General features: G+C 75.0%; 2 protein-coding genes. Both read right to left on the bottom strand.

Annotated features, from left to right (window positions below):
* Positions 1–33 precede the first annotated feature (33 nt).
* Positions 34–624, bottom strand: a complete 591-nt coding sequence (locus DQW85_RS23645) for a histidine phosphatase family protein (RefSeq protein WP_113702268.1) — start codon at positions 622–624, stop codon at positions 34–36.
* A gap of 42 nt (positions 625–666) precedes the next feature.
* Entirely contained in the window at positions 667–1,578 is a 912-nt protein-coding gene (locus DQW85_RS23650) for a TIGR03621 family F420-dependent LLM class oxidoreductase (protein ID WP_240197383.1), read from the bottom strand.
* Between the last annotated feature and the right edge of the window lie 303 nt (positions 1,579–1,881).

Consider the following 1,881-nt stretch of genomic DNA (forward strand, 5'->3'; position numbering starts at 1 on the left):
CCGGGCGTGGGCCGGGGTGGGGGCGTCGGGGGGTCAGGTGCCGTTGAGCGGGGCGTTCCAGGTCACGATGACCGGCTCGCCGTGCTCGAAGCCGAGCCGTGAGTACGTGCCGGTCTCCAGCTTGTACAGCCGCCCGTCCTCCGGCGGGAGCCTCAGCCAGCGCGCCGCCACCACGCGCAACAGGTGACCGTGCGCCACAAGCACGACGCGCCCCTCCGCGGCCTTCGCGCGCGCGATCACCCGGTCGGCCCGTGCCCCCACCTGCGCCGCCGTCTCACCCGGGTGCTCCGTGTCGCCCGGTGGCACGCCGTCGCGCCACAGGTACCAGCCGGGCCGCGACTCGCGGATGCGCGGCGTGGTGACGCCCTCGTAGCCGCCGTAGTCCCACTCCCACAGGTCGGGGTCCACCTCGTACTCCGGCAGTCCGGCCAGCTCGGCGGTGCGGCGGGCGCGCTGCGCGGGGGAGGTGAGGGCCAGGCCGAACCCGCCCTCCTTGACCAGGGGTGCGAGGGTGCGCGCCTGGTCCTCGCCGTGGGCGGTCAGCGGCACGTCGGTGCGGCCGGTGTGCCTGCCCGTGCGGCTCCATTCGGTCTCGCCGTGCCTGAGGAGCAACATCTCGTCCATGGCACCATCATCCGGCACGCTCCCGTCACGGCGACCCCCGGCTCACGTCCCTGCGAGCTCCTCGACGACCGGGGCGAAGACGTCGAGGTCGGTCTCGTGGTGCATGACGAAGTAGGAGACGTCATGCTCGTCCCGCCAGTGACGGAGCCTGTCGACGACGTCGCGACGGGTGCCCAGGAGCACCTGCGGCGTCCCGTCCAGGGGCGCGCTGTCGGCGGCGCTCCACGCCTCCTCGGGCTTGCGCACCCCCACCTGCATGACGCTCGTGCCCAGCTCCAGGCGGCCGTAGCGGTCGCCGGCGGCCGTGCGCAGCGTCCGCAGCTTGGCGAGGAACGCCTCCCGCCCCCCGTCGTCGCGGTCGGGGCCGCTCCCGTCCGGCTTCACCCGCATGGTGACGTGGACGACGTCCGCCTCGCGGGCGGCCAGCCGGAGCATCCGGGGGCCGCCGCCGCCCAGCAGCAACGGGGGACGGGGCCGCTGCAGCGGTCTGGGCCGCTGGTCCAGGCCGCGGATGCGGTAGTGGACGCCGTCGAAGGAGAAGGGCCCGTCGCCCCACAGCCCCTTCAGCACGGTCAGGGCCTCGGCCAGCCGCTCCACCCGGACCCCGGGCGGATCCAGGGCCAGACCGGCCGAGGCGTAGTCTCCGGCCATCCAGCCGGTGCCGAGGCCGAGCTCCAGCCGCCCGCCGGACAGCACGTCCAGCGTCGCCGCCTCCTTGGCCAGCACCGCCGGGTGCCGGAAGTCGTTCGCGAGCACCAGCGTCCCCACCCGTAGCCGGTCGGTGGCGCAGGCGGCGGCCGTCAGCGCCGCCACCGGCGCGAACCGCCCGCCGACGAGGTGGTCGGGCACCAGCAGGACGCCGAACCCGGCCGCCTCCAGCCGCCTGGCCTTCTCGGCCCACTCCCTGCCCGACTCCGCCTGCCGCACCACAGCCCCGAACCTGAACCGCCGCACCCGCGGGCCCTCCTCGCCTCTGGTGACCGCATCCGGAGCGCTCTCTCGCCGCCGAGGCGACCAAGCGCTTGGCCAAGAGTGTACGCCGCCCACGCCGGGAAGACCCTTACCAAGCGCTTGCTTTAGATGCGACACTGTCGCCATGGACATCCCGGTACGCCAGGCGACCGACGACGAGGTGGCCTTCTTCCAGGACCACGGATGGGTACGGCTGCCCGGCCTCGTCGGCCCGGCGGCGGTGACCGCGCTGCGCGAGCGGGCGACCGGCCACCTGCGCGGGCGGCAGCCGGAGCGGGACCGGGC

It is taken from the genome of Nonomuraea lactucae, assembly GCF_003313395.1.
In the GTDB taxonomy this organism is placed as follows: domain Bacteria; phylum Actinomycetota; class Actinomycetes; order Streptosporangiales; family Streptosporangiaceae; genus Nonomuraea; species Nonomuraea lactucae.